24 protein-coding genes are annotated in these 25,513 nt (G+C 65.8%); 11 read left to right on the top strand and 13 right to left on the bottom strand.

What is annotated here, in order from left to right:
* The first annotated feature begins 57 nt into the window (after positions 1-57).
* Positions 58-1,068, top strand: coding sequence for a ligase-associated DNA damage response exonuclease (locus tag KDJ86_RS02840; protein ID WP_291742842.1), 1,011 nt, complete (start codon positions 58-60; stop codon positions 1,066-1,068).
* 13 nt (positions 1,069-1,081) lie between these two features.
* Positions 1,082-1,459 carry a cupin domain-containing protein gene (locus KDJ86_RS02845; protein ID WP_291742632.1) on the top strand — a complete coding sequence of 126 codons (378 nt, stop codon included), beginning with the start codon at positions 1,082-1,084 and terminating at the stop codon, positions 1,457-1,459.
* A gap of 10 nt (positions 1,460-1,469) precedes the next feature.
* On the opposite strand, the gene nudC is transcribed toward KDJ86_RS02845, so the two are convergent.
* From nudC to KDJ86_RS02860, 3 genes are read right to left on the bottom strand one after another with little or no spacing between them, the layout of a single operon-like run.
* Complete coding sequence (nudC, locus tag KDJ86_RS02850; protein WP_291742634.1) at positions 1,470-2,417, bottom strand: NAD(+) diphosphatase; 948 nt, start codon at positions 2,415-2,417, stop codon at positions 1,470-1,472.
* Between the two features lie 12 nt (positions 2,418-2,429).
* Positions 2,430-2,849 (bottom strand): HIT domain-containing protein, encoded by a 420-nt coding sequence (locus KDJ86_RS02855; protein WP_291742637.1) that lies wholly within the window; start codon positions 2,847-2,849, stop codon positions 2,430-2,432.
* A 53-nt stretch (positions 2,850-2,902) separates the two neighbouring features.
* Positions 2,903-4,138, bottom strand: a complete 1,236-nt coding sequence (locus tag KDJ86_RS02860; RefSeq protein ID WP_291742640.1) for an NAD(P)/FAD-dependent oxidoreductase — start codon at positions 4,136-4,138, stop codon at positions 2,903-2,905.
* 202 nt (positions 4,139-4,340) lie between these two features.
* Between KDJ86_RS02860 and KDJ86_RS02865 the strand changes: the two genes are divergently transcribed.
* Together KDJ86_RS02865 and KDJ86_RS02870 are read left to right on the top strand one after the other, a co-directional pair.
* The gene (locus KDJ86_RS02865) at positions 4,341-4,901 is read left to right on the top strand and encodes a polysaccharide biosynthesis/export family protein (protein WP_291742644.1); all 561 of its coding nucleotides are present in this window, start codon (positions 4,341-4,343) and stop codon (positions 4,899-4,901) included.
* Between the two features lie 70 nt (positions 4,902-4,971).
* Complete coding sequence (locus KDJ86_RS02870; protein ID WP_291742648.1) at positions 4,972-6,930, top strand: alginate lyase family protein; 1,959 nt, start codon at positions 4,972-4,974, stop codon at positions 6,928-6,930.
* A gap of 22 nt (positions 6,931-6,952) precedes the next feature.
* On the opposite strand, the gene KDJ86_RS02875 is transcribed toward KDJ86_RS02870, so the two are convergent.
* Complete coding sequence (locus KDJ86_RS02875) at positions 6,953-8,284, bottom strand: exopolysaccharide biosynthesis polyprenyl glycosylphosphotransferase (protein ID WP_291742651.1); 1,332 nt, start codon at positions 8,282-8,284, stop codon at positions 6,953-6,955.
* A gap of 163 nt (positions 8,285-8,447) precedes the next feature.
* Between KDJ86_RS02875 and KDJ86_RS02880 the strand changes: the two genes are divergently transcribed.
* Complete coding sequence (locus tag KDJ86_RS02880) at positions 8,448-8,603, top strand: hypothetical protein (protein ID WP_291742654.1); 156 nt, start codon at positions 8,448-8,450, stop codon at positions 8,601-8,603.
* Here the strand turns inward: KDJ86_RS02880 and KDJ86_RS02885 are convergent.
* On the bottom strand, positions 8,596-9,828 hold the full coding sequence (locus KDJ86_RS02885) for a glycosyltransferase family 4 protein (RefSeq protein WP_291742656.1): 1,233 nt from the start codon (positions 9,826-9,828) through the stop codon (positions 8,596-8,598). The two genes, KDJ86_RS02880 and KDJ86_RS02885, sit on opposite strands and share 8 nt — an antisense overlap.
* Positions 9,812-11,125, bottom strand: a complete 1,314-nt coding sequence (locus tag KDJ86_RS02890; protein ID WP_291742659.1) for a nucleotide sugar dehydrogenase — start codon at positions 11,123-11,125, stop codon at positions 9,812-9,814. The genes KDJ86_RS02885 and KDJ86_RS02890 overlap by 17 nt, the downstream gene beginning before the upstream one ends.
* Positions 11,126-11,419: 294 nt before the next feature.
* On the opposite strand from KDJ86_RS02890, the gene KDJ86_RS02895 reads away from it, so the two are divergent.
* The 3 genes from KDJ86_RS02895 to KDJ86_RS02905 all read left to right on the top strand — a co-directional run bounded on the left by KDJ86_RS02895 (position 11,420) and on the right by KDJ86_RS02905 (position 15,293).
* Positions 11,420-12,142 carry a heparin lyase I family protein gene (locus tag KDJ86_RS02895; protein ID WP_291742661.1) on the top strand — a complete coding sequence of 241 codons (723 nt, stop codon included), beginning with the start codon at positions 11,420-11,422 and terminating at the stop codon, positions 12,140-12,142.
* A 213-nt stretch (positions 12,143-12,355) separates the two neighbouring features.
* Positions 12,356-13,795: a GumC family protein gene (locus KDJ86_RS02900; protein WP_291742664.1), complete on the top strand. Its 1,440-nt coding sequence runs from the start codon at positions 12,356-12,358 to the stop codon at positions 13,793-13,795.
* Positions 13,796-13,955: 160 nt separating this feature from the next.
* The gene (locus KDJ86_RS02905) at positions 13,956-15,293 is read left to right on the top strand and encodes a lipopolysaccharide biosynthesis protein (RefSeq protein ID WP_291742667.1); all 1,338 of its coding nucleotides are present in this window, start codon (positions 13,956-13,958) and stop codon (positions 15,291-15,293) included.
* 10 nt (positions 15,294-15,303) lie between these two features.
* Here the strand turns inward: KDJ86_RS02905 and KDJ86_RS02910 are convergent, their stop codons facing one another.
* Complete coding sequence (locus tag KDJ86_RS02910; RefSeq protein ID WP_291742669.1) at positions 15,304-16,404, bottom strand: glycosyltransferase family 4 protein; 1,101 nt, start codon at positions 16,402-16,404, stop codon at positions 15,304-15,306.
* Between the two features lie 293 nt (positions 16,405-16,697).
* Here KDJ86_RS02910 and KDJ86_RS02915 point away from each other — a divergent pair, with 293 nt between their 5' ends.
* Complete coding sequence (locus KDJ86_RS02915; protein ID WP_291742672.1) at positions 16,698-17,924, top strand: O-antigen ligase family protein; 1,227 nt, start codon at positions 16,698-16,700, stop codon at positions 17,922-17,924.
* A 56-nt stretch (positions 17,925-17,980) separates the two neighbouring features.
* On the opposite strand, the gene KDJ86_RS02920 is transcribed toward KDJ86_RS02915, so the two are convergent.
* The 3 genes from KDJ86_RS02920 to KDJ86_RS02930 all read right to left on the bottom strand — a co-directional run bounded on the left by KDJ86_RS02920 (position 17,981) and on the right by KDJ86_RS02930 (position 20,540).
* Complete coding sequence (locus tag KDJ86_RS02920; RefSeq protein ID WP_291742675.1) at positions 17,981-19,543, bottom strand: glucosamine inositolphosphorylceramide transferase family protein; 1,563 nt, start codon at positions 19,541-19,543, stop codon at positions 17,981-17,983.
* 116 nt (positions 19,544-19,659) lie between these two features.
* The gene (locus KDJ86_RS02925; protein ID WP_291742677.1) at positions 19,660-20,244 is read right to left on the bottom strand and encodes a cupin domain-containing protein; all 585 of its coding nucleotides are present in this window, start codon (positions 20,242-20,244) and stop codon (positions 19,660-19,662) included.
* Entirely contained in the window at positions 20,244-20,540 is a 297-nt protein-coding gene (locus tag KDJ86_RS02930; RefSeq protein ID WP_291742679.1) for a phosphopantetheine-binding protein, read from the bottom strand. Before KDJ86_RS02930 ends, KDJ86_RS02925 begins: the two co-directional genes overlap by 1 nt.
* Before the next feature lie 290 nt (positions 20,541-20,830).
* On the opposite strand from KDJ86_RS02930, the gene KDJ86_RS02935 reads away from it, so the two are divergent.
* Positions 20,831-22,072: an acyl-CoA dehydrogenase family protein gene (locus tag KDJ86_RS02935; protein WP_291742683.1), complete on the top strand. Its 1,242-nt coding sequence runs from the start codon at positions 20,831-20,833 to the stop codon at positions 22,070-22,072.
* A gap of 23 nt (positions 22,073-22,095) precedes the next feature.
* Positions 22,096-23,022, top strand: a complete 927-nt coding sequence (locus KDJ86_RS02940; RefSeq protein ID WP_291742686.1) for an amino acid--[acyl-carrier-protein] ligase — start codon at positions 22,096-22,098, stop codon at positions 23,020-23,022.
* An 85-nt stretch (positions 23,023-23,107) separates the two neighbouring features.
* Here the strand turns inward: KDJ86_RS02940 and KDJ86_RS02945 are convergent, their stop codons facing one another.
* The 3 genes from KDJ86_RS02945 to KDJ86_RS02955 are packed head-to-tail and all read right to left on the bottom strand — an operon-like array spanning position 23,108 to position 25,473.
* Entirely contained in the window at positions 23,108-23,842 is a 735-nt protein-coding gene (locus tag KDJ86_RS02945) for an SDR family NAD(P)-dependent oxidoreductase (protein ID WP_291742689.1), read from the bottom strand.
* Positions 23,835-25,241 (bottom strand): long-chain fatty acid--CoA ligase, encoded by a 1,407-nt coding sequence (locus tag KDJ86_RS02950; protein ID WP_291742691.1) that lies wholly within the window; start codon positions 25,239-25,241, stop codon positions 23,835-23,837. Before KDJ86_RS02950 ends, KDJ86_RS02945 begins: the two co-directional genes overlap by 8 nt.
* Positions 25,228-25,473 (bottom strand): acyl carrier protein, encoded by a 246-nt coding sequence (locus KDJ86_RS02955; RefSeq protein ID WP_291742692.1) that lies wholly within the window; start codon positions 25,471-25,473, stop codon positions 25,228-25,230. Before KDJ86_RS02955 ends, KDJ86_RS02950 begins: the two co-directional genes overlap by 14 nt.
* Between the last annotated feature and the right edge of the window lie 40 nt (positions 25,474-25,513).

Here is a 25,513-nt window from a genome sequence, read left to right on the forward strand (position 1 = left end):
GACCGAGGTCCACGTTTCGTTCTTGTCGGGGGACCGATGAGGCCCCACACTGCCTTGATGCGCGCCGAAGACCTCCTCTGTCCGACCCCGGCCGGCCTCTATTCGAAGGCCGGAGACTTCCATGTCGACCCGACCCGGCCGGTGCCGAGGGCGCTGATCACCCACGGCCATGCCGACCACGCGCGGCCGGGGCACGGAGCGGTGCTTGCCACTCGCGAAACGCTGCGAATCATGGAGTCGCGCTATGGCGAAGGCTTTGCCGGGACGACGGAGGCCGCGAGGCTTGGCGAGACCATGGCGATCGGCGACGCGGCGGTGACCTTCCAGCCGGCCGGCCACGTGCTCGGCTCTGCCCAGATCCTCGTCGAGGCGGACGGGCTGAGGATCGTCGCCTCGGGCGACTACAAGCGCAGCGCCGACCCGACCTGTCGGGCCTTCGTGCCGGTTCCCTGCGACATCTTCATCACCGAGGCGACCTTCGCGCTGCCGGTCTTCCGCCATCCCGACCCGGAGGCCGAGATCGCCAAGCTCCTCTCGTCGCTCGCCCGTTTCCCCGAGCGCGCCCACCTCGTCGGCGCCTATTCGCTCGGCAAGGCGCAGCGGGTCATCCGCATGCTGCGCGACGCCGGCTACGAGCGGACCATCTACCTCCATGGGGCGATGGAGAAGCTCTGCCGCCTCTATGAAGAGGAAGGCGTCGCGCTCGGCGATCTCGCCCCCGCCACCGTCGCGACCGGCAGGAAGGGCGATTTCGCCGGCGCCGTGGTGATCTGCCCGCCGGCCCAGATCGCCGAGCGCTGGGCGCGGCGCTTTCCCGATCCCGTCGCCTGCTTCGCGTCGGGTTGGATGCGAATCCGCCAACGCGCCAAGGCCTCCGGCGTCGAGCTGCCGCTGATCCTCTCCGATCATGCCGACTGGGACGAGCTGACCGCCACGATCACCGAGCTCGCGCCCCGCGAGGTCTGGGTCACCCACGGCCGCGAGGAGGCGCTCGTCCGCTGGTGCGAATTGCAGGGCATCGCCGCGCGGCCGCTGCATATGGTGGGCTACGAGGACGAGGCGGAGTGAGGAGCGAGTGGGCATGGCCGAGTGCAAGATCATTCACGGCGGGACCGGTTTCCATGGCAAGCAGGGGCTCGACTATTTCTCCGGGATCTCCGCGGAATCTGTGGGGGCGAAGGCGATCTGCATGCATCTCCTTGAAATGCCGCCCGGCGCCATGGCCAAGCCCCACTATCACGAGGCCCACGAGACCGCGATCTACGTCCTGGAGGGCTCGGCCGAGATGCGCCATGGCCCGAACCTGGAGCATGTCATGCGCGTCGAGGCGGGCGACTACCTCTACATTCCCGCCGGCGTCCCGCACCAGCCGTATAACCCGACCGACAAGCCGGTTCGTGCCGTGATCGCGCGCACCGACCCCAACGAGCAGGAAAGCGTCGTCCTGCTCGAAGGCTGACCGCGAATGCCTAACGCCCCTCCGCCCAGTAGCGGATCAGCCCATGGGCGATGGCGATCGGCGGCGGGCATTTGATGCTCGCATGGGTGCCGGCGAGGATCGATCTGACCTCGCCGCGGGGGAACCACCGCGCGTCCTCCAGCTCCACCTCGTCGCGGGTGATGTCGGTGGTCAGCGCCTCGCCGTGGCAACCGATCATCAGCGAGCACGGGAAGGGCCAGGGCTGGCTCGAGTGATAGCGGACCCGGCCGAGCTCGATGCCGGCTTCTTCCGCCGTCTCGCGACGGACCGCGTCCTCGATCGTCTCGCCCGGCTCGACGAAGCCGGCGAGGCAGGAATACATGCCTTCCGCGAAGCGGGACTGGCGGCCGAGCAGGCAGCGTTCCTCGTCGCCTGACATATCGATGGCGAGCATGATGACGACCGGGTCGGTGCGGGGAAAATGCGGCGCGCCACAGGCGGGGCACTCCCTCCGGTAGCCACCGGCCTTCATGTCCGTTTCGGCGCCGCAGACACCGCAAAACCGATGGCGGATGTTCCAGTAGCAGAGGCTGCGCGCCTGGGCGAGGGCGCCGAGGTCCTCCGCGCCGACCCCGCCATCGACCGCCAGGGCGCGAAGGTCGGTGAGCTGGATCCGGTCGTCTTCGACCACGGCCTCCGCCGGCAGGGTAACCGCGAGGCGCGGGCCGCCACCGGTCCAGCCGAGGAGCACGACCTCGCTGCGGGCCGCCCCGAAACCGTCGGCTTCAGCCACGGTGAACAGGGGATCGAGCGCGCTGCCATGCTTCAGCACCGCCTGATCGTCGCACATCAGGTAGAGCCGCGCGGCCGGGTCGGCGAGCGCCGCCGGAACGGCATCCTCTTCGCGATTCTCGCTGCGCCGGTCGATGCGGTTGCCGGAGAAGCCGTGGAGCTTGCTCGGGTCCTCCAAAGGGAGGCCGTCGAAGAAATTCGCCATGGTCCTGCAGACTTATTGTGTGTCGGGAAGGAGGTCGCGGAGTCGTTCCACCAGTCTATCCCGCACCGGCGGCTCGTATGCAACCGCCTCGCCGTGGCCCCAGATCGGCCCCGGCCATGCCTGATCGCCGACGAAACGGGCGATGACATGGACATGGAGCTGGCTGACCTGGTTGCCGAGGGCCGCGACGTTGAGCTTGTCGCAGTTGGTTTCCGCCTTCAAAGCCTCGGACGCCGAGACGATCTCGTCGAGCAGGAGATCGCGATCTTCGGGGCCGAGATCGATGATCTCGGTCGCGCCGGCCCGGCGCGGAACCAGGATCAGCCAGGGGAAGCGGCTGTCCTTCGCAAGCAGGACCTCGCAGAGCGGAAGGCTCGCAACCGCCCATGTGTCTTCCACCAGACGCTTGTCGAGCGAGAATCCTGTCTCCATAAGCCTTCCGCCAATTGTCGTGTGAGACGATCGCAACCTGGCCAGGTCGATTCTCAGCCGCGCGACGGGCGCGGAATCAGTGATTTCAGGTCGAAACCTTCGTCGGCGCAGAGCTCCGGCGCCGGCGACGATCCTGCCGCGAGCAGCTTGCGGCCGACCATGTGGTCGGCGGCGCGGTTGACCGAATCGATCGCCACGAGGCGGTCACCATCGAAATGGAAGACCGAGAAGGCGCCGTCGCCGGGCGCGCCGCGCGTCACGCTGTGCGTCGCGTTCATCGACAGCCCGACCATCTGCAACTTGACGTCGCCCTGGTCCGACCAGAACCAGGGTACCTCGCGGAAGGGCGCCGGCCGGCCGACGATGGTCCGCGCGGCGGTCTTGGCCTGATCGACGGCGTTCTGCACCGATTCGAGCCGGACCCGCCGGCCGAGCTCCCAGTGGTCGAAGGCGGCGCAGTCGCCGAGGGCGAGAATCTCCGGGGCGCCGGTTTCCATCAACGCGTTGACGACGATGCCGTTGTCGGTCGCGAGGCCGGCGTCCTGGCCAAGTTCGACATTCGGCAGGACGCCGATGCCGATCACCACCATGTCGGCGGCGATGCGGTCGCCGGACGCCGTCTCGACGGCGGCGACGCTTCTGCCTTCGCCGATGACCCGGCCGATCGGCGTGTCGAGCCGGATGTCGCTTCCCCAGCCACGATGCAGCGACAGGAAATGCGCCGAAATCTCCGGGGCGACGACGCGGCCCATCAGCCTGTCGGCCGCCTCGAGGACCGTGACGGTCTTGCCGAGCAGGCGAGCGGTGGCGGCGATCTCGAGGCCGATGAATCCGCCGCCGACCACGACCACGTCGCCTGCCTTGTCGAGCCGGTCGCGGATCTGGCGCGCGTCGCCGGCATTGCGGAGGGAAAGCACGCCATCGTGGTCGATGCCATCGATCGGCGGCATCCGCGCCCGCGAACCGGGGGCGAGCACCAGCCGGTCAAAGGGAAGGAGGCGATCGCCCGCAAGCCGCAGCTGGCGCGCCGCCCGGTCGATCGCAAGGGCCTTCGTGTCGAGCATCAGCGTGACGTCGTTCTTTTCGTAGAAGGAGGCCGGCCTGAGCGGAAGGAGCTCGTGTCCGGCTTCCTTGAGGAACGCCTTGGACAGGGGCGGGCGCTGATAGGGGATGTCGGATTCCGCGCTGACCAGGGTCAGCGGTCCCTCGTAGCCTTCGGCGCGCAGACTTGCCACAGCCTGCGACCCGCCGTGACCTCCGCCGACGACGACAATCCCGTTCTCGAACAATTCCGCTACTCCCATGCCAGCGCGCAGGCCGCCCGAAGCAGTCCCGTGCGGTTTGCTAGCAGACCGGCGGGCGGGCCGTCTTGGAAAAAGATTTCACGGATTGGCGGCGGAAGAGGCGGATCGTGCCGAAGCGTGTTTTTACCGGCCATTAACCATAAACCGCCGATAGTCGGGCCAGCCGACGCGCAGGGGCCGTTCGAAGATGCGTTTCAGAATATTGATCAAGATCGTGGCCGCGCTGGCGCTGCTCTCCGGCTGCGCGACCTATGACCCCGCGCTGATCACCAACAGCACCGAGCTGACCGCGCCCTATCGCCTCGATGCCGGCGACCAGATGCGGATCGTGGTCTTCGGCCAGGACAACCTTTCGAATACCTATACGGTCGACAAGGCCGGCGCGATCTCCTTCCCGCTGATCGGATCGGTGTCCGTCAGGGGCAAGACGCCGACGGAGGTCGAGCGGACGATCGCCGGCCGGCTGCAAAGGGGCTTCGTCAAGGATCCCAATGTCTCGGTCGAGGTCGTCCGCTATCGTCCCTTCTTCGCGATGGGTGAGGTCAACGCCGCCGGCCAGTACAGCTACGCGCCCGGAATGACCGTGCAGAGCGCGATCGCCACCGCCGGCGGCTTCACGCCGCGCGCCGACAAGCGCTTCGCGACCGTCAGCCGGCGCACCGGCGGCGAGGTCGAGACGATCACGCTCGAAATGACCGACCCGATCCGGGCGGGCGACACGATCTACATCCAGGAGCGCGCCTTCTAGGCGGGCAAGGCTTGCCGAGGCGGGATTCGTCCCGCGGGTCCTGCCGGTCCGGTCCAGGCGAGGAGCGCCAATGACACGCGCGGCCACATCCGGTCACGGATCGATCGACTGGTACATCAAGCGACTGCGCAGCATGGGGCCGCGGGAGATCCTTCACCGCGTCTCCGAGCGGGCGAAGAAATCCGCGTCGCGCCGTCGTCACCAGGGCTGGGCGCCCTTTGTCGACGTGGCGACGACGCTGCCGGTCCTGCCGTCGATCCGCGAGGCCGCCTCGTCCGCCGACAACGAGACCCGGGAGGCGATCCGCAGGGCCGCGGGAGCGGTCCTCGATGGCCGCTTCGAGGCGCTCGGCGCGGCGTGGCCGAAACGCGCGCCGGAGGCACTCTTTCCCGCCGACATCTGGCGGCTCGACCCGGTGACCGGCGGCCTTTGGCCGGGCAAGGACGTCTACACCTTCGATATCGGCTACCGGCGCGAGCGAACCCTCGGCGACGTCAAGTATGTCTGGGAATTCCAGCGGCTCCAGTTCCTGCAGCCACTGGCCGCGTCCGTCTGCCTGACCGGCGACGCGACGGCGCTCGCGGCGATCGAAGAGGCGATCGCGAGCTGGTATGAAGCCAATCCGCCATTCATGGGTATCGCCTGGAATTCCGGAATCGAGCTGGCGCTTCGCGCGATCAGCCTGCTCCTGGTCACCTCGCTTTGCGGCGAGGCCCTGTCGGCGGAGACCGTCACCAGGGTCCGTACCATCCTCGGCGCGCACGCCTATTGGCTCGCCCGCTTCCCCTCGCGCTTCTCATCCGCCAACAACCACCTGATCGCGGAGCTTGCCGGCGAATTCCTGATCGCGGTGGCGATGCCCGGCCTGGCGAAGCCGGCGGCAAGCGCGCGGGCTGCAGGCGCCGGCCTGGCGCGGGAGATACTCGACCAGATACTGCCCGACGGGGTCGGCGCGGAGCAGTCGCCGACCTATGCCGCGTTCAGCGTCGAGCTTGTGCTGCTCGCCGCCAAGGTCGGTCGCGCGGCGGGCCACCCGTTGCCGCGGGAGGCCGATGAGCGGCTCGCGCGCTTCATTGATTTCGTCGCGTGGATCGCCAATCCGGACGGCACGCTGCCGGCGATCGGCGACGACGACGAGGGGCGGGTGATCGCGCTCGGCGGCCCCGAACCGGGATATGCCACCTCGGTCGCCTCGGGCGCAGCGGGCTATCTCGGCGTGCCTGGCCCCGTCGCGAAGGACGCGACCCTGCGTGGCGCCGTGTTCGGCCCGCCCGCGGCCGTGCTCGCCGCGCCGTCCGGCCTGCACACGTTCGACACAGGCGGCTATTCCGTCTTTCGTGGAGAGCAGGGGGCAAAGGAGATCCTGCTGGTCCTCGATCACGGGCCGCTCGGCTACCTGTCGATCGCGGCCCATGGTCATGCCGACGCGCTATCGGTGATCCTGTCGATCGATGGCGAGCCGGTGCTCGTCGATCCGGGCACCTTCGCCTATCACGCCGGCGGCGCCTGGCGGGACTGGTTCCGGGGCACGCGGGCGCATAACACGCTGGCGGTCGGCGACGCCGACCAGAGCATCATTGCCGGGGCGTTCAACTGGTCCCACAAGGCCAGGGCGAAGCTCGACGAGCGCATCGAGGGAGCCGAATGGCGGCTTCGGGCGTCCCATGACGGTTATCAGGGGCGTTTCGGCAAGCGCCACGAGCGGATGCTGGCGGCGGCGGCCGACGGCATTCACATCGTCGACCGGCTGATCGGGCCGGGCGGGGCGGCCGACGCCGAGGTCACTTTCCAGCTTGCGGCGGAGCTCAAAGCCAAGGTCGACGGGAAGGCCGTCTCGGTCACCGGGGCGCGCGGGACGGTCTTGCGGATCGTCTGCCCGGACGATGCCGTCTCGATCGCGCGGGGTGGCGAGGAGGCGTCCGGCGGCGGCTGGGTGTCGCCATCCTTCGGAACCAGGCAGCCGGCCGACCGAATCTCATGGCGCGGGCGCGTCGGCGAAGAAGGCGTTCGCTTCCTGCTGGAGATATGACCTCCGGCCGCGGGTGTCGAGCCTAGTGGGCGTTCCGCCGCGCGGTCGGGGAGAAGATCGTCAGGATGACGATCCACACGTCGAGGAACAGCGACCAGTTGTCGATGTAATAGAGATCATGCGCGGTGCGGCCCTCGATCATCTCCTGGGTGGAGGTTTCGCCGCGGAAGCCGTTGACCTGGGCCCAGCCGGTGATGCCCGGCTTGATCCGCTGGCGGTGGGCATAGGTGGCCAGCCGGCTCGACAGCTCGTTGTCGTGCGACACCGCGTGCGGCCGCGGTCCGACGAGGCTCATCTCCCCGACGAAGACGTTGAAGAGCTGTGGCAGTTCGTCGATGCTGAAGGCGCGCAGGTAGCGGCCGACGCGGGTGACGCGCGCATCGCCACGGGTCGCCTGGCGGATGTCCCAGCCGCTTTCCATCACGCTCATGGTACGGAACTTCCAGATCATGAAGATGTCGCCGTTGAAGCCGCGCCGCGCCTGCCGGTAGAAGACCGGACCGTCGCTGTCGAGACGGATGATCGCGGCGATGATCAGGAAGAAGGGCGCGAGCACGAGCAAGCCCAGGCCCGACAGGACGAGGTCCATCGTCCGCTTGGCGAAGACGCCGGCGTCGCTCAGCGGCTTGCGCATGAAGCGCAGGGCGTTGTTCGGGCCGATGGCGACCACGTCGACGAAGTTCAGCGGTGTCTGGGGGGTCACCGGGGCATAGGCGAAGTTGAGCGCGAAGCGGCGAAGCGCGGCGAAGAGCGGCTGCATCCCGCTGACGCTGAAATTGTCGCCGACGAAGATGACGTAGCTCGCGCCGAGCCGCATGGCGTCGGCGGCGAAGTCGGCCAGCGGTTCCTCACGGGGAATGCCGTGCCCGTCAAGGGTGTCGTCGAGGTAAAGGACGTTGGTCAGCCGGTAGCCATAGTGGGACAGATGCCCATTCAGCAGGAAGCCGACGACATCAATCCGCCTGCCGACGACGGCGACTCTCTGGAAGGTCAGCTCGCCGCTTCGCATGCGGCTGGTCGAGACCGAACGGATGAGGTTCCGCATGCCGATCAGGACCGGGATGCCGATCAGGTATCCGGATGTCAGAGAGACGCGTGACAGGTCGCCGATATAGCCGCCGAGGAAGGTGAGAAACAGCACGGTGGCGAAGGCACCGGTCCAGCTTACCAGGCTGCTCGGCAGCGTGGCGCCGGTCTGCTGTCCGAAGTCGAGGAACCGGCTGCAGGCCGCGGCGGCGAAGCCGCCGTAGATGATGCCCACCGTGGCGGCGAAGACCAGATAGGTCGACCATGAAAACGATGCCGGCTGCACGTCGAGGATAATGTAGTGGTACAGGAACGCAGTCGATATCACGCATATCGCCGAAGTTGATCCTTCGATTAACGATACAATTGAGCAATACAGCAAACGACCTGCATTGGTGCCATGTAACGCTGCCTCGATGAAGGGGCGATGTTCGATTCTTTTGCTATTCTGCGTGGTGGACATCGGATGTATTCCGAGAAATTCCTATCCGATGAATACGCTGTTTAAATCAAATCTTAAAGATTTTTTCGCGGTTTGGGTTAACCGGGGAAGGCGGTCCGATCGCGGCCCGGAGGCGCGGAAAACCGGCCTGGAATACCTGGCCACCAACGCCCTTCGCGGCGACGCCAAGGCTGCATTCAGGTGACGGGGAGATCGACCGACGACCCCTTTTGCGGGGTGGAGAGAAGCTCGTCGTAGAGCGCCAGCAGCTTCGGCGCCTCGTGCGACCAGGCGAGCACCGTCTCGACCCGCTCGCGGCCGATCTGGCCCATCCGCGCCCGCTGCTCGGGATCGTCGAGCAGCGCGACGACCTTGTCGCCGAAGTCGTCGGGGTCGGTGGCGTAGAGCGAGGACTCGCCGGCCGAGAAGCGTCCTTCCGCCAGGTCGTACTGGACCTGCGGCTTGCCGAGGGCCATGTACTCCATCACCTTGTTCATGGTTGATTTGTCGTTCATCGCGCAGGGCCGATCCGGATTGACACAGACCTCCGCCGTCGAGAGGGCCGAGAAGAGGTCGTCGTCGGAGCACCTGCCGGTGAAGGTGACGAACGCCTCCAGCCCGCGCTGCCCGGCATTCGACCTGATTTCCGCCAGCGCCGGACCATCGCCGCAGACGACGAACTGGATGTCGGAGCGCTCGAGGCGACGGACCACGTGCTCGACGGAATCGAGCAAGAGGTCGAGTCCTTCCTGGTGGCCGATCACGCCGACATAGCCGACGAGGAAGCGGCGGCCTTGCTTCCAACGGCCATCGTCGGGCGGTACGGTCCTGACGCGCTTCAGGTTCGGGCCGGAGCGGACCACGTGAACCCTGTCCGGCGCCATGCCGCCGCGCTCAATGGCGATCCGCCGGTAGCTCTCGTTCGTGGCTATCGAACGGTCGGCGGTGCGGAAGGAGAGGCGTTCCAGCCAGATCATCATCCGCCAGAAGAAGTCTCGCCGGCCGAATTTCGCTTCATAGAGCTCGGGATTGATGTCGTGCTGATCGAAGACGAAGCGCTTGCCGAACAGCTTGTAGAAGCCGCCGATCAGGAAGATGGTGTCCGGCGGGTTGCATGCCTGGAGGACGTCGAAGCCGCGCTGCCAAAGCACCTTCAGCGACAGGACGAATTCGAAGAAGAGCGCGGTTGCATATTCAAGCGCATAGCCGAGCGCGCCATTGGCCTCGATCGGCAGGGGATGGCGGTAGATGTGAATGCCGTCGATTACCTCGTGTGAGGCGGCGGCATCCTTCCGCTTCGGACAGATCACCGAGACCTCGTAGCCGGCGGCGCGCAGCGTGGTCGCCTCGGACCAGACGCGGCGATCGAAGGGAACCGGAAGGTTCTCGACGATGATCAGGATGCGGCCCTGGCTACCACGCGATGCCATCGTAGTCCCGCTCCCCGGCTTTGGCGGTCGGCAGGCGCGCCATATCCAGTAGAATTTGTCCAGGCTTCATGGCGGTGGCGATCGCGTCATATTCCGGCGCGCGATTGGTCGCGACGATGATCTGCGAATGCGCGACGATCTCCTGGATGCTCGGTACGATCAGCTCCGCGACATGGGGAATGGCGTTCATCAGATAGGCGCGATTGGCGCCGACCAGCCGCGCCAGCGAGACGTTGCGATCGAAGACGCGGATGTCGCAGCCCTTGCCGATCAGCCGCTCGACGAGCTCCAGATAGGGGCTCTCGCGAAGATCGTCGGTTCCGGCCTTGAAGGAGAAGCCGAGGAATCCGATCTTCTTCTTGTGATGCGCCAGAACCCAGTCGAGGGCCCTTTCGACCTGGAGCTTGTTGGAGGGGATGAGTGAGCGCAGGAGCGGCGCCTCGACGTTGTTCTCCGAGGCGAAGGCATTGATCGCCCTGACGTCCTTGGGCAGGCAGGAGCCGCCAAAGGCGAAACCCGGCAGCAGGTAGGCGGGCGAGATGTTGAGCTTCCGGTCCGAGAAGAAGATATTCATGAGCTCGTGGCTGTCGACGCCGGCGGCCTTGCCGATGTTGCCGATCTCGTTGCCGAAAGCGACCTTCACCGCGTGCCAGGCATTGTCGGTATATTTGACCAGCTCGGCGATCCTCGGCGCGGTGACGAAGCGCTCGCCCGGCAAGCCGTCATAGAGCTCGAGAAGCCGCTCGCGGGTCGTCTCGTCGAGGGCGCCGATCACGGTCTTGGCGGGATCGTTGAAATCCGCGACCGCTGTACCTTCGCGCATGAATTCCGGGTTGGAGGCGGCGCCGAAGCCGACACCGAGCTTCTTGCCGGATCCGGCTTCGACCGCCGGGACCACCAGCTCCTCCAACGTCCCCGGCAGGGTGGTCGAGCGGATGACGATGGAGTGATATGTGCCCTTGTTGGCTATCGCCGCGCCGATGCTGGCGGCGACTTCCCGGATCGCCGTGAGATCGAGCGAACCGTTCGGCCGCGACGGTGTGCCGACGCAGATCAGCGAGATATCGGAGTTCGCGATCGCTTCCTCGGTGGAGGTCGTCGCGCGCAGGCGCCCGGCGGCGACGTTGTCCGCCACCAGGATGTCGATATCCTTCTCGATAATCGGCGTCTTGCCGGCGGAGACCAGGGAAACCTTCGTGTCGTTGAGATCGCAGCCGATCACCTGGTTGCCCCGCTGTGCCAGGGCGGCGGAGCAGACCGTGCCGACATAGCCGAGACCGAATACGGAGATGTTCATCTGATGCCTCATTTGTCCCAACATCCGGTTCCACCGCGAGGCGGTCCGGCGTCAGTAGAAATCTCGGCCAATTCTTACTGTTCGCGTCCGGCCATGTCTCATTTTATCGAAAATTAGAGTAAATATCGGTATCTAAAATTGTATGTATTAAGCTTAATGCGTTGCTGGTTGCCTTATTTTCTTTGTCTGGAAACATATGAAGCGGGATATGGCGGGGCGGCCCGGATATCGCGTAACCGCGAATGCGCCGGATTCGCCAGGAGATCCGGAACCGTCGAAGAGGCATGGAGTGCGATGCTGACGCGTTTGTTTGCCGGCTTCTTCGCGGCGACGCTGGTCGCGGGGGCGGCGCTGGCCGGCCCGCCCAACGGCAGCGTGATCCTGGTCGGTTCCGACGACGGGCCGTCCGGCCGGCCGTTCCGGCAGGTATTCGGTGTCCAGAACGCCGACAGACCGTGGAGCCTGGAGGTTCTCGCCCCGGACGCCTTGCGGTTCGAGATCGCGCCGGGCGATCGCTGGGGCCGGGATGCCGCCGGGCCGGAGAGAAGCGAGATCGCCGGATCGGTGATCTATCCGCCGGGCCAGGAAATCCGCGTCGGCTACGACATCACGATCGAGGAGGGGGCGGCCAATACGGCGCGCTGGCTTGTGGTCGGACAGTTTCACGCCGACGACAAGCGGACATCGCCGCCCTTGGCGTTTGAAATGCGCGGCGAGAAACTCGCGGTGATGATCCGCTACCGCCGCGCCGATGGCGGGATCGAGTCGCGCTACGTCCACCAGGATGAGCAGGAGCTCGAACGCGGGCGTTCCTATTCGATCCGGGTCGAGACGCGATTCAGTATGGCCGATGGTGCGCTGAAGGTCTGGCGCGACGGCGAGCAGATCGTCGATTACGCCGGTCCGCTCGGCTATGACAACGGCGTCTACTGGAAGCAAGGCATCTACCGGTCGGCGTCCGCGGAGGTGATCGCCGTGACCTATCGCAACCTCGTCATCGAGACCGGCGAGCCGTAGCGAAAGACGCTCTCCCGCGGCTCTTTCCGGACACGGTGCGTGGCGGATTTCGCCTTGAAGAAACCGCTCGGATTTTAACCAACTTTTCAGCTTTGAGTTCAGCCGGACGGGATCCCGTATTACAGATTCCCCATCGAACCCGACCTCAAGACAGGGTTTCTCCCGGTGCACACGCTCGATAATCAAGGTCCCGTCATCGCAAAGTCCGCGACTGTGAGGACCCGACCCTATGCGGAAAGCCGATCGGGTTCCGGCCTGATCGTCGAACGGGGGAGGCTGGTCGAAAGGCGGGCGCCCGACGGCACCATCGCAATCGATATCGGGCATCTCGGCGGCTGGCTTCGCCGGGGATTGCTGCTGATCATCCTGATGATGATCATCGGGGCGGTTGGCGGCTTCGCCTTCGCAACGCTGATGAAGCCGAGCTACACGGTCTCGACGGACATCCTCGTCGACCCGAGCAATCTGCGGGTCGTGCAGGACGACCTCTTCCCGTCAAGCGGCCAGAACACATCGCAGATGTTCAATGTCGACAGCAAGGTCCGCGTCCTGACCTCGCGCAATGTCCTCGAGCGTGTCGTGTCGCGGCTCGGACTCGCGAATGACGAGGAATTCGTCGACACGACGCCGTCCTTCCTCGCGAGCCTTCTCGGCAAGACCGGGCCGACGGGCCGACCGGAGGACATTGCGGTGATGTCGCTCGCCGAGCACATCAAGGCGACCCGCGACGAGCGGTCCTTCGTCGTCACGCTCGCGGTATCCTCGGAGGATCCGCAGAAAGCCATCCGCATCTCGGACGCGATCGCCAAGGCGTTCCAGGAGGAACTGGCGCTGGCGGAATCGGAAGGCGCCGCGCGGACCGCGGAGTCGCTCAACGGCCGTCTCGCGGTCCTGCAGGAGGAAGTCCACAAGGCGGAAGAGGCGGTGGCGTCCTTCAAGAACGAGCATGGGCTCCAGTCGAGTGGCAACGAGCTGGCCAGCACCCGCGAGATGACGGACCTCAATGCGTTGAAGGTCGCGGCACAGGGGCGGCTGATCGAGGCAAGGGCCCGCTACGAGGCGCTGGTGTCGGACGCCGCCGATCCCAATGGCAACACGGCGGTGCTCCAGTCGGAGACGATCGCGGCGCTGAAGGCACAGCAGGCGCTGCTGGTGCAGCGCGGCGCCGATGTCCTGAATTACGGTCCGCGCCATCCCGAACGGCTCGCGCTGGAGCGCCAGCTCGCCGATATCAAGCAGGCGATCGACGCGGAGACCAAGCGCATCGTCGAGGCGGCGAAGACGGAGCTCGACCAGGCCGAAGCGACGCTCGCCGCACTGACGGCACGCGCCGAGGACAGCCGCTCGGTCGTCGCGACGGATACCGGCGCGGAGGTCCGGCTCCGCGCGCTGGAACGCGACGCAGCGGCCAAGGCGTCCGTCTACGAGGCCTACCTTGCCCGCGCCCGCGAGATCACCGAGCGGGAGCGGCTGGACACCACCAACATCCGCGTCATCTCGACCGCGGTGCCGCCGACGAAGCGAAGCTGGCCGCCGAGCACATCCATTTCGATCGCTGCCGGCGCCCTTTGCGGTCTCGCCCTTGGCGCGCTGTTTGTCATCCTTGGCGGGCTCGCGCGGGACATGCGGCGCGTCCAGCGCTCCGTTCCCTGAGAGACACGGCGATGCTCCCCGGAACGGATGGCGGCGGCCGACTGCCAGGATGTCCGGCCGTGCCTGAATCGACCGCCGGAGCCGATATCGCGTGGAACGCCCGCGCGGCGTCGGCATTTGTCGGGAAGGTCTGCCCCGACCATGGGAATGCGGGGACAAGGTGAAGGAACTCATCCGCTCATCCGTGGTGGTCACCGGCATCCGGGGCGCGGGCATCGTGCTCCAGAGCCTGATCCTGCTGTTCCTCGCCCGGTCGCTGCCTGTCCATGAACTCGGCATCTTCGCGCTCTTCTATGCTGGCTTCGGCATCGTCAGGATCCTCGGGCCGCTGGGCACCGACCAGGTGACGATGCGGCAGGTGGCCGTCGCCGAGGGAATACCCGACGGGGCCTTGCATCGAATCCTCAACACATCCTTCGTGCTCGTCGCCGGCGTCAATGCCGTCATCGCGGCCGCGGCATTCGGGCTCGTGTCACTCGCCTTTCCATGGGTCTTCGAAGCCACCGGCCTCTCCGTCGCGGAGCTCCTGCTCATCATCGCCTCCGCACCGGCATTCGCCCTGATCGGGCTGATGACCTATCAACTGCGCGGGTTCGGCTATAACGCGCTGGCGCAATTCCCGGACAGTGTCGCCCTGCAGCTCTTCATCGGAGGCGGGGTGGCCGGGCTAGCCTATGCCGGCAGGCTCGACCTGCCGTCGACGCTCTTCGTGCTGGTTGCCGCGGCCTGGCTCGTGGCGGCGATCTATCTGGTCATCCGACTGAGGATCGGAGTCGATACCGGCGCGAGACCGACATGGATGTCCACCCGGTGCTTGATCGGCGAGAGCAGGGAGGTCCTCTACGCGCTCAGCATCACCGCGCTCTCCGCCCGGTTGCCGCTCCTGCTTTCGGCACCGCTGCTTGGTTCCGCGGCGACCGCGATCTTCGACGTCGCGTCCCGGTTCGGCAGCGTGCCCTCGATCACCACCTCGGCCGTGGCAGTGGCGTTCTCGCCGCGGTTCGCCGCGCTGGCGCATTCGAGCGACCGAGCCGCGATGTCGCGGACACTTTCATTCGCGTCGCTGGTCGCCGTGTCACCGGCGATCGCCTATTTCGGGGTTGCGGCGGCGGCTGCGCCGTTTCTGATCGATCATGTGCTGCCGCCCGCCTATGCGCATATCTATCTGCCGATGCTGGTCGTCTGCGCGGCGCTGACCGTCAATGCCGCCTTCGGCGTGACCAGCAACTTCCTGTTCATGGCCGGCGAGAGCCGGGTCGTGCGGAACTTCTCGATCGCGCAACTGGCCGGGATCGGCATCCTGACGCCGCTGTTCGCGTGGCAGTTCGGGACATTGGGACTTGCCGTCGCGGTTCTCGCCGGATCGGTGATCCGCGACGTCGGCATGGCCGTCTGGGCGAGCCGGAGGTTCGGCGTAACGCTACCGCCTTTCGGGCTTGGACGATTGAGCCGGCCGCGCATCCAGGAGACCGGCGGTCTCGTCCAGGATGGTCCCTGAGGGGGGCGGCTCACGGCCGTCGGGACAGGACCTCTTTGTAGAGCCGGGTCATGCGGGTCGCATAGCCGCGGACGTCGAAACGTTCGAGGAAGGCCTGTCGTGCTCCGTCGGAAAGCTGCCGCCGGAGGTCCGGATCGGCGATGACGCGGCCGAGCGCATCAGCCAGGGCATCGACGTCCCGGGGCGGGACCAGCAGGCCCGATACCCCATCCTCGACCGCTTCGGGGATCGCGCCGACCGGCGTGGTGATCAACGCGAGACGATAGGCCATCCCCTCCAGAATCGACATCGGCAGGCCTTCGTGATGGGACGGCAGTACCAGCACGTCCGCCGACGCGAGCAGTTCCTTCACGGTTTCCGGGCCGACCCATCCAGGGAATTCCATGCGGTCCGCGATGGAAAGCCGCGCCGCCGCCGTCCGGTAGGGCTCCGTGTCGCCGTCGCCGGCCAGGACCGCCGTCCAGGGCAGCGATGCGATGTCGGATTTCCCCAGCGCCTCGACCAGCTCGGGCACGCCCTTTGCGGGGGAAAGCCGACCGAGAAAAAGGATATGGCAGCGGCCTTCCGGATCCGAGTCGCGGTCTATGCTCTCGGGGCCGGGCACCGCATTGTGCATGACCACGATATGTCGGGCTTCGACGCCGATCCCGTCACGGGCGAAATCACGCCATTGGTTGCCAAGCACGATGACCCGCCGGGCACGGGTGAACATCCGGCGCGTGAAGGCGCGGAAGGGGCCGCGCAGGCCGCTGAAGAACTGGTGATAGAGGCCACTGTGGACGTGCACCACATACGGTATGCGAAGCACCGACGCGACGAAGGCGACGATCGACTTGCGAACCGTGCTGGCGCGGACGGAGACGTTGACATGCAGGATGTCGGCTTTGCCGGTCGCGAATATCCAAGCGATCTGCGCGGCCGCGCGCGCCAGGTAGAATGGTGACCACAGCAGGCTGCCGGGTCCCCGCGGATCGACGATCCGTGCCTCGGGCGCGTCATCCTGGTCCCGCCAGGCGTCGACGAGATAGCCGACCGCGCGACTGATCCCGCCTTCGAAATAGCGACCGCCCGGGCAGACGATGACGACCCGGATCTTGCGTTCGTCAGGCAAAGGCTGCCCCTGCTTCATCGACATGGACATGCGGATCGAGACACGTCCGGAATGCCGGGCCACCCTAGGCGCGACGTCTAAATTTTTTGCATACCGTCCGGCGGGGACGGCAGCGGGCCACGCGCTTTCGGCCAGGGATTCCGTCGGTCCGGCGGTTAAACATGTTTGGTGAAATCCTAACCCGATCGGTAAAGGACGATTACAATATCCCCGATCCGCTGACTTTCGATCCGCCGGGCGCGATGCGAGGTGAGCGGCCGCCGCGATCGCCCATCAAGCCGCTGAAAACCGCGATGACGATCTTCTATGACGAGACAGTCGGGGAAGCCCCGCGCGAAAGGCTGGTGCTGCGCGTTTGGGGACCGGTGACGCTGCTCTTCGTCGCGAGCGCGTTTCATACGCTTGCCTTCCGCTTCACGCCGGATGCCTTCGGCCATGCCGTCGCGGGGCTGGTCGGCCTGGCGCTGATGCTCGCGGCACTTCTTCCCGCGATATCGGACGGCCGGCTCGAATTCGATGCCCGGAAAATCTACTTCCTCGTCATGGTGGTCGCCACCATGGGCGCCTATTTCTTCCAGGTCGCGCACTATGCCAGTGCCGTCGAATTCGCGACGAACCTCATCCGCGTCCAGACGGCCATCGCCGCGGTGATCTTCTTTTCGACCACGGACGGTTCGCTCTCGGTCAGGCCCGCGCTGCTCGCTTACGCGGCGATGGTGTTGCTCGCCTTCCTGATGACCGCCAAATATGGCCTCTATGAATATGGTGGAACCGCGCGCCCCTATCCCTTCACAGGGGAAGAGACCGTCCACCCCAGCGGCTATGCGCTGATGGCTGCGCTGATCGGCACGATCATCCTCAAGATGCGAGGCGCGATCGGGTGGCGGATGGCGCTGCTGATCGGCGTTCCCGTGGCCGGTCTCATCCTCGCCTACCAGGTCCGGACGACCTGGATGATGATCATCGCCTTCGTGGTGGTCCTGGCCCTCTTCTCGATACGTCGGCGATTAGGCCCGCGGGTCTTCGCCGCGAGCCTTGGAGCGGGCTTCGCCCTGGTCATGCTGGTGATCGGACTGGTCATGGCCTTCGGCCTTGGTGGATTCGACCTGTCGCAGTTCTCGAGCGGCCGGACCAGCGTCTATCTGGAGCGTATCGACCTGATTGTTCACAGGCCGGTCGCCGAAGTGCTTTTCGGCACCGGCATCGGCTCCGACAGCCTGAGAACAGCGACCTGGTGGTGGGCGGAGAAGGACTCCCACAACGACTTCCTCCGTATCGTCATCGAGCAGGGCGTGGTCTGCCTGGCGGCGCTGATATTGATCCTCGGCGCGACGCTTCGACGGCTGAGGGATCCGGTTCGTATCGCCGTCATGGCCGCGCTGGTCACCGGCTCGTTCCTCAGCAACGGCCTGCTTGATCGGCCGCTCCTGGCGGTCATGTTCCTGGCGACGATGGCCTTCAGCGCCGTGCCGGACAAGAACTTCGTCTCAGAAGGACGGTGGGTGCCGGAGGAAGGCTGACCCGGGCCGGTACCGGCATTTGCCCAGACGGCGTCTTTCCCGATATCAACGAAAGCTCAGCCGATCGCGGCGCGCACGACGTTGTCGGGCACGGCGGCACTGGCCCCGGCGGGGCTTCGCGACGGCCAGCAGCGCGACGTGTTTTCGTCGATGCCGTCGATGGTTTCCAGCCGGCCGGCCCGATTGAGCGTATGGATCATCGGATAAGGCCAATTCGTGGCGGCATCGATCGGTTGCGGCGGCGTGACTACGACCGATGTCTCGTCGAGACGGACGATTTCCGCCAGGCCGAGGCCGCCGCCATAGCGGAGCGTGCCGTCCTGGAGGGGAAGGAATATCCGGCCGTCGATCCGGATGAAGGCGCCGCCGGGGCGCCCGGCCTGGCGATTGATGGAAATCGGATTCATCGGATGAGGCTGCCACGGTCCTTCCAGGCGATCGGCATGGAAGGCGACAAGCGTGTCGGAGGCGCTGCCGCCATTGTCGCGTTGACTGGCGAAAAGCCAGAGCCGGCCGCCGTGATCGAGGAGCGTTGCGTCGAAGAGGTCCTGCTCGCCGACCATGACGCAATGCCTGATCCACCGCCGCGGAAACTCTTCGGCCTTGTAGAGCAGCAGGTTACCGCCGGCGCCCACTTCCGGCATCATCCAGATCGCGCCGTCTCTGGCGAAGACATGCGGATACGACATGTGGAATGGTTCTTCGAGCACGCAGGCCGTACCCAGCACGCCGCCTTTCGTATCCAGCTCGGCGACCGAGATAACGCCCCTGCGGGTGGCGTAGCGGTATTCCTCGACGAAGATGAAGTGGCGATCCTGCCACTCGAAGGGAAAGGGGTCCGCGAAGTAGCGCAGGCCGTCGTCAGGAAGGATCGACCACGCCGGGCCGTCGAGGGAACGCGAGTGGGCGACGCCCGGACCGTCCACAAATCGATAACCGACCCGCCAATGCTGATCCCGGTAGCGGAGCTTGTGGACGGCGCGACCGGCGAGGCGTGGCAGCGCCGAACCGAGATAGGAGCCGGCGAGCGCCAGGCCGGTCGGCGGTTCGCTTCCGGTGGCCGTCGTCGTTCCCGGTTCGTCCACCGCGGGGCGGGGCGCGAAGAAGCGATCCACCGAACATGTCACCGCGGTGATCGTACGGGCGAGGACATCCTCCAGGCCGCGCGACACCAGCACGCGACTGTCGACCATCGGCGCCGCTTCGCCGACGGTCCTGCCGTCGATGGTGACGGCGAGGCGTGGCAATCCGCCGGTGGCGAGCACCTGCGCCGCGGTGGCGAAACACGGGCTGCCGTCGAATGACAGGCGCAGGGTCGGCGCGCCGCGTTGCGCCTTCGATCCGGTCAGGTCGATGACGAGCCCGGCGGGCGAAGGCGTGCCGGCCTGCCGGGCGGTGCCGGGTTGCCGGGCCTCGGTCGCGGAGGCAAGGGTACTGCCGCGGCTCCTCAGCACATGGGCTTCGAAGGTGAGGATGATGTCCAGGGCGAGGTGATGCGATTGCGCGCTGTCATCGCGGACCACGGCGACGTCATATCCAGCATTCTCGAGCCGCTCGGCAATCGCCATCTGCCATTGCCGGGCCGGTCCCCGCGGAAGAATGACGTCAATGCGCGCCAACGATCTGACTCCCTGCCTGCGACATCGGTTATCGATCGGTATTCACTATTCTTGGATGACGCAACGCGGAGCCTTTTCGCATCGCCACGACCGGAGCGACGCGGGCAAGGCGGACCCTAGAGGCCGATAGAGTCGGAGACCATCCTCAGCGCCTTCACGATGCGACCGGGATTCTGGATCCGGAACGTCTTCCTGATGTGGTCCTCGACCACCCAGGTCGCCGACGTGCCGGCCACGAAGCGTGTGCTCTCGCCAGGATGGAGGGTGATTGTCTTGCCCATATATTCGATCTCGGCGGAGCCATCGAGGATGTAGATGTCCTCGTCGACCGTATAGTGCCACACGAATTTTCCGGGCCCGATGCATTCCCAGATACCGCTCGATGTTGCCCAGAAGGACGAACGCTCGAACACGGTCATATTGAATTCGGGATCGCCCGAGATGATCCAGGACGGATCGATCGGGGAAGGCTGGAGCTCATGCGCCTGGGCGACGCCGAGATCGGCCTTATAGCCGAAGACCGCCGGCGCCTTGAGCGCAAGACCGACGGCGCCGACGATGGCGAGCGTGGCGACGACGGTGACGATCGTCCCGCCGACCGTCCGCCGCTTCGGCGCCGCCGGGGCATCGCCTCGGGTTCGGTCGAAGGCGCCCGCGATCGCCGGGTCGGACATGGGAATACTTTGCCTATAGTCGGCCATCAGGAAACCTCTTCGGGCTCGCGTAAACGGGTGACAAGGGCGTGGATGGTCTCGATTGAACGGAAATTCTCGGGGGTGATGTCGAAAGGGGGAATGGTCACGTCGAACTCTGCCTCGACGGCCAGCATCAGGTTGACCATGTCGACCGACGTGAGGCCAATTTCGACGAGATCCCAATTGGTTGGGATTTCCGGCAGGGTGACTGTCCCGTCAGGGCGATTCCTGGTGAGGATATCCTCGACCAGCGCCACCAGCCTGGTCTGGGAACCGGGTATGCCTGTCTCGATCGGCTGCATTGACGCTTATCCTGAAGATCGTGTTCCTTCGTGTGAGCATCATTTTCGGACGAAGCTAAACTGTCAATTTGGAATCAATTTCTCTGGCGCTTCCCTTTAATTAACCTTACCCCTTAATATTAAGATGCGGACACATCGAAATTTAGGTGAAATAGCCGACATATTTCTTGAAATACTCTTCTGATTGCTGGAGCTTTGCCGGAGCGGCACAGGCTTCCTTCCACACTCGAGAAAGGAGTCGGGGGAAGCGACTGGCGCGTCGTGTCACCGGCAAGGAGACAAATCAGATCATGACCGCGCTCGACATTCTCGAAACCAGGCCCCGTCGAACCCAACCGGGAGCGAACGGAGCGACGCTCGTCCCGGACGGGCAGGATATTGACCTCAAGGCCCGCACCGACGCGGTCGCCGCGATCGCCCGCCAACATGCGGCCGACGTCGACAGCGCCGGGCGATTCCCCGAGGAGGCGATCGCGGCGGCCCGCGCCGAGCGACTTCTCGGCGTCATGGTGCCGGTCGAATTCGGCGGTGACGGAGCCAGCATCTCCGACGTCGTCGACATCTGCTACCGGCTGGGCCAGACCTGCGCTTCCGCGGCGATGATCTATGCCATGCACCAGACCAAGGTCGCGTGCCTGGTCAGGCACGGAGCGAGCGACCCCTGGCATCGCGAGCTGCTGCGGCGCATCGCGTCCGAGCAGCTTCTGCTCGCCTCGTCGACGACGGAGGGCAAGGGCGGTGGCAATGTCCGGTCGAGCGACGCGGCGATCGTTCCGCACGGTGACCGGATCAGCCTCGAGCGCGCCGCCACGGTAATTTCCTACGGCGCCTATGCCGATGGCGTGGTGACCACCGCCCGTCGATCGGTCGATGCGGACGCGTCGGACCAGGTGCTCGTCGCCTTCCTCAAGGAAGACTATACGCTGGAACCGACGGTCTCCTGGGACACGCTCGGCATGCGCGGGACCTGCAGCTCCGGTTTCGCCCTCAAGGCCGAGGGTGCCGCCAGCCAGATCCTTCCGATCAGCTACGACAAGATTCACGTCCAGACGATGACGCCGATGGCGCATCTCGCCTGGGCCGGCGTCTGGACCGGCATCGCGGCCGCGGCGGTCGAGAAGGCCCGGCTCTTCGTCCGGAACGCGGCCCGGCACGCGAAGGGACAGCTGCCGCCCGGCGCGGCGCGAGTCACCGAAGCGAGCGCCCAGCTTCTCAAGCTGCGGAGCCTGATGGAATCGGGCCTGCGCCGCTTCGAGCAGGCCGCCGGCGACGAGCGGGTGCTGGGCTCGGTCGACTTCCAGACCGCGATCAACCTGATCAAGGTCGACGCGTCCGACCTCGCGGTTTCGATCGTGATGACCGCCATGCGCGCCTGTGGCCTGTCCGGCTACCGGAACGACGGCGACTTCACCATCGGCCGGCATCTTCGCGACGTCCTCTCGTCGCCGATCATGATCAACAACGACCGCATCCTGACCAATGTCGGGCCTTCGGCGCTGATGGTCGCCATCCCCGAAACACTGCAGAGCTGAACGGCAAGCGGAGCCAAGAGACCATGACCGTAGCGATCAGAACGCCCGTCGCCGAGGCGCCGAGCAAGCCCGACGGCATCGCCGATGCGCTTTTTCATCCGACGGGCGTCGATGGCGTCTATGCCCGAACCCATCTCTATGAAGATGTCATCGAGCGGCTGACCTCGTGGATTTCGTCCAAGCGGGAGCCGGGGACCGAGGTCCTCCGCTTTCCGCCGGTGATGAGCCGCAAGGATCTCGAGCGGCACGGCTACCTCAAGAGCTTTCCCAACCTTCTCGGCTGCGTCTGCGCGCTGCACGGAACCGAGTCGGAAATCCGGTCGGCGGCCGACAGCCACGAAAGCGGGGGAGACTGGACCGCGTCCTTGTCGGCGGCCGACCTCGTGCTCAGCCCGGCTGCCTGCTACCCGGTCTATCCGATCGCCGCGAGCCGTGGACCGGTGGCGCCCGGCGGGCTTGTCTTCGATGTCGCGTCCGACTGCTTCCGCCACGAGCCGTCGAAGGATCTCGACCGTTTCCAATCCTTCCGGATGCGCGAATATGTCTGCATCGGTACCGGGGAGGAGGTCACCGCCTTCCGCGATCGCTGGCTCGACCAGGCCGCGTCGCTCGCCGGCGAGCTCGGGCTGACCTTTGACGTCAAGCCGGCCAGCGACCCCTTCTTCGGCCGGACCGGCCAGGTCATGGCGGTCAGCCAGCTCCAGCAGGCGCTGAAGTTCGAGATGCTGATCCCGCTTCATTCGACCGAGAAGCCGACGGCCTGCATGAGCTTCAACTATCACCGCGAGCATTTCGGCGAGACCTGGGACATCATCGACCAGACCGGCGCGCCGGCGCATACCGCCTGCGTGGCCTTCGGCATGGACCGGCTTGCGGTCGCCCTGTTCTGGACCCACGGCCTCGATGTCGACAGGTGGCCGGCCGCCGTCCGCGACGTGCTGAAGTTCTGAAACGCCGACGGCCCGCGGATCGACGCGGGCCGCCGGATGTCGCGTGAAGAGACGATCAGGGCGGGCCCATGCGGCGCGCCTTTTTCTATGTGGTGCTGCCGGCGTCGATAGTGATCAGGGTGCCGGTGATGTTGCGGCCGGCGTCGCCGAGCAGGTATTCGACGCTCTGGGCGACGTCGTCGACCTCGGCCAGGCGGCGAAGCGCGCTGCGGCGGACCAGGCGGGTATGCTGCGTGTCGTCCATGCCGTGGGTCATGTCGGTTTCCATGAAGCCCGGGGCGATCGCATTGACGGTTACCCCGACCTTGCCGACCTCGCGGGCGAGCGAGCGGGTGAAGCCGACCAGGCTCGCCTTGGTGGCGCTGTAGACCGACAGGCCGCTATAGCCGTTGGACGCGACGATCGAGGCGATGTTGACGATCCGGCCCTCGCCCTCGGCCATCATCGAGCGGACGAGATATTTGGTGAGGACGATCGGCGCCAGCGTGTTGAGGCGGATCAGGCTCTCGATCTGCGAATTGTGCATGTTCGCGAGCATTCCAGACGTTCCGATCCCGGCATTGTTGACGAGGCCGTAGACGCCGCCGAAGGATTTGCGGAGCTCCGCGGCAAAGGCGGGAATGGCGTCGGTCTCGGCGAGGTCGAAGGGCGCGAAATGCAAGGCGCCGGTTCCGGTCTTGCCGGCTTCCGCGATTGCCGCGGCAAGTCCGTCCGACTCACCACGGGCGACAGCGATGACGGAATAGCCGGCGCCGGCAAGACGTTTGGCGATACCGAGACCGAGTCCCCGGCTGCCGCCGGTGACGACGATGTTACGCATTGTTCCGCGCCAGTTTGCCGGCGGCGGTCATATCGAGGGCCGGAACGAAACGGACCGTCGCCGGAACCTTGTGCTGGGGCAGGGCGCCACGGCAGAGATGGATGATCTCGTCCTTGAGGCCATCTGTTTCCTGGCCGCCGTTGCCGGGAACCGCCACGTCGTCGTTGAGGACGACATCGGCGACGACGATCGCACCCATGATCGGGCTCTTTCGCGCCCTGACCAGCGACATGCGGACGTCGTGATGGCGGTTGATGACGGCTTCGACTTCTTCCGGATGGACCTTCAATCCGCCGACATTGATGATGCCGCCGCGCCGGCCGACGAAGTAGTAGCGATCGTCACGGCGCTCGACCATGTCGCCGGTGTCGATGAAGCCGTCATCGTCCACCAGGCGTTCGGCATTTTGGCCGAGGTAGCGGCTGGCGGCTCGCGTCGAGCGGATCCTGAGGCAATCGTCCACGACCTTCATCTCGACGCCATTGCCCGAGTGGTCGAGCAGGCTCGCCGGGAATCCTTCCAGACCATCGTCGACGGCGAAGCCGACCCCCGCTTCGGTCGAGGCATAGGCGTGGCCGATCTCCGCCTTCGGGTAAGCGTCGCGCAGCGCGTTGAGCACGGCCTGATCGGCGATCTCGCCCGAGAGGCGGATATAGCGCGGGGCGATCTCGCTCGCGGTCGTGCACATCAGCGTCTTGCGCCAGTGCGACGGGGTTCCCGAAATATGGGTGACGCCGGCGGCCGCGAGCCGATGAAGATGATCAACGGTGCTCTCGCCGGCCTGCGACAGGACCAGGGAGCTGTTGCCGAGCATGGCGCGGAAGAAAATCTGCAGCCCGCCATAGCGGCGGATGTCGTAGAAGGTCGCCCAGACAGTCGACTGGTCGTCTGGCGGCGAAGCATCGATGGCGCCGGTCAGCCCGGCGAGGGTGTGGACGACCATCTTCGGCGCGCCGGTGGTGCCCGAGGTGAGCAGCACCCATTCCGTCGTCTGTTCCGGCGCCGCATCGCCTTCATACGCGGCGGGCGGCAGTCCACAGCGCGCGATCAGGCTGACGCCGAGCCCGCCGAATTCCACCGGATCGCGATCGGAGACGATCGTATCCACCTCGGCGTCGGCAATGACGGTCGGCAGGTGTTCCGGCCGGAGGTCGGGCGGCGAGAGAACGATGCGACGGGCAAGGCCGTCGAGTTCGATCAGCGCCAGCGCCGCCGTCATCTGGTCGCTGGTGGCGACCAGTATCGACCGGCCGGCGAGACGGTCGCGATCGACCTTCAGGCTGGTACCGGCGACGACGTCGCCGAGCCGTACCTCGGCGTCGGGGGCGAGGATCTTCCGATCCGAGAGGTCGGCGCTGCGAAGGGCTCCGCCGATGGTTCCGGGGCTAGCCAGCAACATCCTCATACAACCTGACGAACTCGCCGAGCGTTACCGGGAAATTCACGTCGTCGGAGGCGGTAAACGGATCGGTGCCGAGCTTATCCTCAAGATTCGCGACAAGAAGCGCGAAACACAACGAATCCAGTCCCGAATCTGTCAAGACAAGATTGTCGTTTAGCGGAGAAAGGACTTTTTCTTGTTGCCTCGCGATTGTCTCTATTTGAGAGACTATTTCATCTCGTGTCGACATGTTAACCATCTACTCGAATTAACTTTCGCTAAGTCTATAT

The organism is Bauldia sp., assembly GCF_020442045.1.
In the GTDB taxonomy this organism is placed as follows: domain Bacteria; phylum Pseudomonadota; class Alphaproteobacteria; order Rhizobiales; family Kaistiaceae; genus Bauldia.